Source organism: Streptomyces sp. CO7 (genome assembly GCF_053474865.1).
The window spans coordinates 558,228-564,725 of sequence record NZ_JBRIOU010000004.1; the positions used below are offsets into that span (position 1 = coordinate 558,228).

Here is a 6,498-nt window from a genome sequence, read left to right on the forward strand (position 1 = left end):
GTGCTGTAGTGGTCGGGCTCGTGCAGAGGGCGCGGGGCCGCGGCCTGCGGGGCCGCGGCTGCCTGCGGGGCGGGCTGCCGGTCGCCCGGGCCCTCCCCGTGGCCCGACGGCCCGGGACCCACCGGCTCGGAGGCCGCGGGCCCGGGGGCCGCCGGATCCGGTCCGGTCGCCTCGGGGGCCGCGAGGGGGAAGTCGCCCGAGGCGTCCGGTCCGGGGACGGGGCGGGGGCGGCTCCACCACTTGGGCCTCGCGGACTTCCCCGGCGTGCCCTCGTTCATGCTCTCCCCAACACCTGGCGTGATTCGTCGACGCGCCGCCCTCGCGACGCAGTCCGGATTCAATCAGGTTCCCCGCGGGCGCGCAGAGAACCTGGTCAGCGTCCGGCCGGAGGCGGGGTCAGGGTGCCGGTCGGGGCGGGCGCGGTCAGCGGGACCGGAAGTCCGGGCGTCACCGGGACGCCGGGCCCTATCAGCGGCGTGGGCGCGGGGCCGTCGCCGGCCACCGACTGGGCGCCGCCCCCGGACAGCAGCGGGGCCGCCACGGGCGCGAGCTGACGCTGGGCCGCGGCGCTGTGCACGAGCGGAGGCGTCGCACGGCGGCGGGCGTCCGCCGCGCCGACGGCGCCACCGGCCTGCCGGCCCGCCGGAGGGGTGGCGTTGCTGCGCAGCCCGCCGCGGTCGGAGTCGGCGACCGGGACCCCGGTCGTCACCCCGCCGAGCGCCACCGCGGCCAGCGAGACCGCGCTCGCGGCGGCGAAGGCCAGCCGGCGGCTGCGGGAGGCGGCCCGCTCCGCCTGGGCGCGGCCGACGTCGGCGCGTCCCACGTGGTGGATCGGGAAGCCGTGCGTGGCGGAGGCGGCCAGCCCGAAGGCCTCGGCGCGCCGGGAGCCGAGGAACATGGCCCCCGGCTCGTCCCCGGCTCCGGAGCCTCCGGAATCGCGCAGCTCGTCGGGCCCGTCCACGGGAAGACCCTGCAGACGGGCGAGGAAACTCTCGGACGGCGTAGGGCCGGAGACCTCGGCGAAGACGTTCTTCAGCCTGCGCTGCGCGTCGGCCTCGACCCGGCACCTGGTGCAGGTGGCCAGATGGGCCAGCACACGCTCGCGCGCCTCGTGTCCCAGCTCGCCGTCCACCAGGGCGGAGAGCCGGTCCCCGAGGTGCTGCTCGGCCGGCGTCGGACGTGACTCACTCACGCGGTCGCGCCTCCTCCTCTCAGCGCCGGAAGGCGGGTGACGCCGAACCTGCGCTCGGCGCGCGCCTCGGGAGAGCGGTGGGCGAGCGCCTTGCGCAGCTGCGAACGGCCCCGGTGGATCCGGCTGCGGACCGTGCCGAGCTTCACGCCCAGGGTCGCGGCGATCTCCTCGTAGGACAGTCCTTCGATGTCGCACAGGACGACCGCGGCGCGGAACTCGGGCGCCAGGGTGTCCAGCGCCTGCTGGATGTCGGCGTCGAAGTGGGCGTCGTTGAGGACCTGCTGGGGCGACGGCTCACGGCCGGGCAGCCGCTCGGCGGCGTCCTCGGCGAGCGCGTCGAACCGGATGCGCTGCTTGCGGCGCACCATGTCCAGGAAGAGGTTGGTGGTGATCCGGTGCAGCCAGCCCTCGAAGGTGCCGGGCGAGTACGTGGACAGCGAGCGGAAGACCCGGACGAAGACCTCCTGGGTGAGGTCCTCGGCGTCGTGCTGGTTGCCGGTCAGGCGGTAGGCGAGCCGGTAGACCCGGGCACTGTGCGTGCTGACGATCTCCTCCCAGGTGGGCGGAGTCCACGCCGGCCCGTCACCGTCGGTGGCGAACGTCGCGGTGCGGGCGGGCTCGGAGGAACGGTCGGCCTCTGGGCCGGCCGGACGGTCAGCAGCGGTGTCGGTCACGGATTTCGGCCTGGCCGCCGACCCGAGAAGGCGCCTCAGCCCTCCGCCGCGGTCAGCGGGTGCGGCCGCACCTCCCCTGTCGGCTCTGGTGGTGTCCAGTGGAGCCCCTACCATAGCCATCTCGTCCGTTAGCTCCGGATAAGCAGGTTTGCGAGAGTTCACCACTCGCTCCATCGACGCTTCCCCCGTCCCGTGCGTCTCGTGCACGCCTTTCCCCTCACTCTTCAAACGCGGCGTCCCGCCGCCAGGTTCCCGACCGCGCCGGATACAGTCACGGACGAGATGGAACCAGCGATACGCCGAAGGCGCGGACGGGGACGGGAGGCGGCCATCAGCAGCAACGGGCAGGCGAGTTGGACGCTGGCCGACGCGTTCGTCACGGAGGACGAGGCCCTGCTCCTCGCCCGCGACCGTGCGCGCGAGGCCGGGCTGCGTCCGGTGACGCCCGCCGCGGGCTCGGTGCTGCGGCTGCTCGCCGCCTCGGTGGGAGCGAAGGCGGTCGCCGAGATCGGCACCGGCACCGGCGTCTCGGGCGTCCACCTGCTGCACGGCATGCGCCCGGACGGGGTGCTCACCACGGTGGACACCGAGCCGGAGTACCAGCAGGCGGCCCGCCAGACCTTCCGCGCGTCGGGTTTCGCGGTCAACCGCGCCCGGCTGATCCCGGGGCCGGCCCTGGACGTGCTGCCGCGGCTCGCGGACCTCGGGTACGACCTGGTGTTCTGCGACGCGGACCGCCTCGAGGTGCTGGAGTACCTCGCCGAATCGTTGCGTCTGCTGCGGCCGGGCGGTCTGGTGGTGTTCGCCGGGGTGCTGGCGAACGGGCGCACCGTGGGGACGGGGCCGCAGCCGACGGAGGTCCTGCGGCTGCGGGAGCTGATCCGCGAGGTGCGCGAGAGCGAGGACCTGGTGTCCTCCCTGCTGCCCGTGGGCGACGGCCTGCTCTGCGCCGCCAAGCGCTGACCGGACCCCGTGCGGCCGGGCGGCCTGCGGGAAACGGCCGCTGCCCGGCTCCCTGAGGGGGAACCGGGCAGCAGGCGTCACGCTGAGTGGTGGTCGCGCGTCAGCCGACGACCTTCTTGAGGGCGTCGCCGAGCGCATCCGCCTCGTCCGGCGTCAGCTCGACGACGAGCCGACCGCCGCCTTCGAGCGGAACGCGCATGACGATGCCCCGCCCCTCCTTGGTCACCTCGAGCGGGCCGTCGCCCGTCCGCGGCTTCATGGCCGCCATGCTCGTTCCCCTTCCTGAAACCAGCTCAACCGCCGTGCCGGAAGACCTTGAGGAGGACGCGCCTCGAAAAGGGCTCGCCCGTCCCGAGGCGGGGCAGGCGTCACCGGCATCGAACACATTGCTTCCCGGCCATTATCCCGCATCTCATGCACCAATGACCAACATCAGTCCGCATCGCTTGAGCAACGCGCGAGGCCAAAACCACTCAATTCGGGGATGTCACTGCGATACTGCGCCCCCGATCCGACCTGCCGCGACCGAATGGTGACCGGAATTCTTTGTCGGAGGTCACACCCCGGCCACCGTTCGGCCTTCCGAATGTCCGCCATGCTGTCCTCGGACCGCAAAACGACGGAGGGAAGTCGAGATGGCCGACACCGTGCTCTACGAGGTCAGCGACGCGCTGGCGATCATCACCCTGAACCGCCCCGAGGCGATGAACGCGCTCGACGTGGAGACGAAGGTCGCGTTGCGCGAGGCGCTGCGGAGTGCCGCGGCGGACCCCGGGGTGCGGGCGGTACTGCTCACCGCGGCCGGCGACCGGGCGTTCTGCGTGGGCCAGGACCTCAAGGAGCACATCGAACTGCTCGCGGCCCAGGACGCCGGCGGGAGCGGCGGCGAGGACGCCGGCCGGCTGAGCACGGTCGGTGAGCACTACAACCCCATCGTCCGCGCGATCGCCGGGATGGCGAAGCCCGTGGTGGCCGGTGTCAACGGGGTGGCCGCCGGGGCGGGCTTCGGCTTCGCGCTGGCCGCCGACCACCGGGTGGTCGCCGACACCGCCAAGTTCACGACCTCCTTCGCGGGCGTGGCGTTGACCGCCGACTCCGGCGTCTCCTGGACGCTGCCGCGGGTGGTCGGCCCGGGCCGCGCCATGGACCTGCTGCTCTTCCCCCGCTCCATCGACGCCGAGGAGGCGCTGCGGCTCGGCGTCGCCGACCGCGTGGTGCCGGCCGCGGAGCTGCGCGCGGAGGCGGAGAAGGTGGCCCGCCGGCTCGCCGAGGGGCCCACGGTCGCCTACGCGGCGCTCAAGGAGTCCGTCGCCTACGGCATGACCCACTCGCTCGAGGAGACGCTGGAGAAGGAGGACGAGCTGCAGGGCCGGGCCGGCTCCTCGGAGGACCACCGGATCGCCGTGAAGGCGTTCCTCGACAAGGAGCGCCCCCGGTACCTCGGGCGCTGACCGGATGCGCCGGCCCGTCCGGCGCCGCCCGTCCCGTCAGCCCTGCCGGGCCTCGCGCATCGCGCAGTCGGCCAGGTGGTCGTTGGTCAGGCCGCAGGCCTGGAGCAGCGCGTAGGCGGTGGTGGGGCCGACGAAGCGCAGCCCGCGGCGCTTGAGCTCCTTGGACAGGGCCGTCGACTCCGGTGTCACCGCCGGGACGTCGGCGAGGGTGCGGGGGGCCGGGCGCGGCGCGGGCGCGTGGGACCAGATCAGCTCGTCGAGCTCGCCCGGCTTCCAGTCGGCCAGCACCCTGGCGTTGGCGAGGGTGGCGTCGACCTTCGCCCGGTTGCGGATGATCCCCGGGTCGGCGAGCAGGCGGGTCCTGTCCTCCTCGGTGAAGGCCGCCACCTCGGCGATCCGGAAACCGGCGAAGGCGGCCCGGAAGCCCTCCCGCCTGCGCAGGATGGTCAGCCAGGACAGGCCCGACTGGAAGGCCTCCAGGCAGAGCCGCTCGAACAGGGCGTCGTCCCCGTGGACCGGGCGGCCCCACTCCTCGTCGTGGTAGGCGAGGTAGTCGGGGGCGGACAGCCCCCAGGGGCAGCGCGGCAGCCCGTCGGGGCCGGGCACGGCGCCGGAGGCCGCCCGGGCGGTCTCCGGCGCGGCCTCGGGGACGAGCGGTGGTTCGGCAGGGCTCATCGGGCCTCCCCCGGGGCGGCCGGCCCCTGCTGCTCGGGCCGACCGTCGTGTCCGCCGCTCCTGTCGACATCGTCGGCGTCGGCCGCTTCGGTATCGGCGTCGCTCTCCGCGTCGGCCACGGTCTCGTCCGGCTTCTCCTCCACCGCGGGGGCGGCGGGCTGCTCCTCACGCTTGACGAGGAGGTCCCCGGGCCGCTCCGTCGCCTCGCCGTCCCGCACGGCGAGGCGCGTCGCTCCGGCGGAGCCGCGGGCGCCCAGGGCGGCCTCCAGCGAGGCGATGCGCTCGTCGCGGTGGGCGAGTTCGTGGGCGAGCCGGGTGAGGACCTCGTCCACGTCGTCCATCCGGTAGCCCCGCAGCGCGGGGGCGAAGCGGAGCTCCTGCACGTCCCGCGCGGTGACCGCCCGCTCGTGGGGCAGGGGGGCGTGGAGGGCGTCCGGCGGCGCGTCGGGAAGCACCTCGCGGTCACCGCCGCCGACGACGGCCAGAGTGGTCGCGGTCACCACCACGGCGAGCGCGACGACCAGGATGAGAAACGTTGCCAAGGCTGCGGCCCCCCGCGTGTCGTAGTTGCCAGGGGTCCGATCGTGCCATGCCGCGGCTGCGGTTAGGGTCGCAGACAGCCGAAGACCGGAAGACCGGACACCGGACGTACGTAGAGGAAAGAGGCCGTACGGGATGCTCAGGCTGGGCAGGCGTGAGTTCGAGGCGCACGAACCGGTGATCATGGCCATCGTGAACCGGACGCCGGACTCCTTCTACGACCGGGGCGCCACCTTCCGTGACGAGCCGGCGCTCGCCCGGGTGGAGCAGGCCGTGGCCGAGGGCGCGGCGATCATCGACATCGGCGGTGTGAAGGCCGGGCCCGGCGAGGAGGTCAGCGCCGAGGAGGAGGTCCGCCGCACGGTCGGTTTCGTGGCCGAGGTGCGCCGCCGCTTCCCCGACGTGGTGATCAGCGTGGACACCTGGCGGCACGAGGTCGGCGAGGCGGTCTGCGAGGCCGGCGCGGACCTGCTGAACGACGCCTGGGGCGGCGTCGACCCCAAGCTGGCCGAGGTCGCCGCGCGGTACCGGGTGGGCCTGGTCTGCACGCACGCCGGCGGCGCCGAGCCGCGCACCCGGCCGCACCGGGTGACCTACGAGGACGTGATGGCGGACATCCTGGAGGTGACCGTCTCGCTGGCGGAGCGGGCGGTGTCGCTGGGCGTGCCCCGTGAGTCGGTGCTGATCGACCCCGGGCACGACTTCGGCAAGAACACCCGGCACAGCCTGGAGGCGACCCGCCGGCTGGGCGAGATGACGGAGACCGGCTGGCCGGTGCTGGTCTCGCTGTCCAACAAGGACTTCGTCGGCGAGACGCTGGACCGTCCGGTCAAGGAGCGGCTGCTGGGCACGCTGGCCACGACGGCGGTGTCGGCCTGGCTGGGCCGGGTGTTCTTGCCGAAGTCGTGCCCGGGGTCGATCAGCACCGACTCACGGGGCACGCCCAGCGACACCGCCCGCTCCGCCAGCGAGACGGTCACCTCCAGGATGTCCGCCATCACGT

8 protein-coding genes and 1 pseudogene are annotated in these 6,498 nt (G+C 74.1%); 3 read left to right on the top strand and 6 right to left on the bottom strand.

Annotation, left to right across the window (positions count from 1 at the left end; translation table 11 throughout):
• From ACOV8S_RS15350 to sigE, 3 genes and pseudogenes are all read right to left on the bottom strand, one after another.
• A pseudogene (locus ACOV8S_RS15350) lies at window positions 1-278 on the bottom strand (hypothetical protein); the annotation flags it as partial.
• A gap of 95 nt (window positions 279-373) precedes the next feature.
• Complete coding sequence (locus ACOV8S_RS15355; RefSeq protein WP_448318385.1) at window positions 374-1,192, bottom strand: anti-sigma factor; 819 nt, start codon at window positions 1,190-1,192, stop codon at window positions 374-376.
• On the bottom strand, window positions 1,189-1,980 hold the full coding sequence (gene sigE, locus ACOV8S_RS15360) for an RNA polymerase sigma factor SigE (RefSeq protein WP_108954519.1): 792 nt from the start codon (window positions 1,978-1,980) through the stop codon (window positions 1,189-1,191). Before sigE ends, ACOV8S_RS15355 begins: the two co-directional genes overlap by 4 nt.
• 168 nt (window positions 1,981-2,148) lie before the next feature.
• Between sigE and ACOV8S_RS15365 the strand changes: the two genes are divergently transcribed.
• Window positions 2,149-2,829 (top strand): O-methyltransferase, encoded by a 681-nt coding sequence (locus tag ACOV8S_RS15365; RefSeq protein WP_448318386.1) that lies wholly within the window; start codon window positions 2,149-2,151, stop codon window positions 2,827-2,829.
• Window positions 2,830-2,929: 100 nt separating this feature from the next.
• Here ACOV8S_RS15365 and ACOV8S_RS15370 read toward each other — a convergent pair whose 3' ends face one another.
• Window positions 2,930-3,097, bottom strand: coding sequence for a DUF3117 domain-containing protein (locus ACOV8S_RS15370; protein ID WP_003966491.1), 168 nt, complete (start codon window positions 3,095-3,097; stop codon window positions 2,930-2,932).
• Between the two features lie 367 nt (window positions 3,098-3,464).
• Here ACOV8S_RS15370 and chcB point away from each other — a divergent pair, with 367 nt between their 5' ends.
• Window positions 3,465-4,280, top strand: a complete 816-nt coding sequence (chcB, locus tag ACOV8S_RS15375; RefSeq protein WP_448318387.1) for a 2-cyclohexenylcarbonyl CoA isomerase — start codon at window positions 3,465-3,467, stop codon at window positions 4,278-4,280.
• A gap of 36 nt (window positions 4,281-4,316) precedes the next feature.
• Here chcB and ACOV8S_RS15380 read toward each other — a convergent pair whose 3' ends face one another.
• Both ACOV8S_RS15380 and ACOV8S_RS15385 read right to left on the bottom strand, forming a co-directional pair.
• Window positions 4,317-4,955 (bottom strand): DNA-3-methyladenine glycosylase I, encoded by a 639-nt coding sequence (locus ACOV8S_RS15380; RefSeq protein ID WP_448318388.1) that lies wholly within the window; start codon window positions 4,953-4,955, stop codon window positions 4,317-4,319.
• Window positions 4,952-5,497, bottom strand: a complete 546-nt coding sequence (locus tag ACOV8S_RS15385; RefSeq protein ID WP_448318389.1) for a DivIVA domain-containing protein — start codon at window positions 5,495-5,497, stop codon at window positions 4,952-4,954. The genes ACOV8S_RS15380 and ACOV8S_RS15385 overlap by 4 nt, the downstream gene beginning before the upstream one ends.
• Window positions 5,498-5,630: 133 nt before the next feature.
• Between ACOV8S_RS15385 and folP the strand changes: the two genes are divergently transcribed.
• The coding region (gene folP / locus ACOV8S_RS15390) for a dihydropteroate synthase (RefSeq protein WP_448318390.1) at window positions 5,631-6,498 on the top strand (868 nt) is incomplete at its 3' end.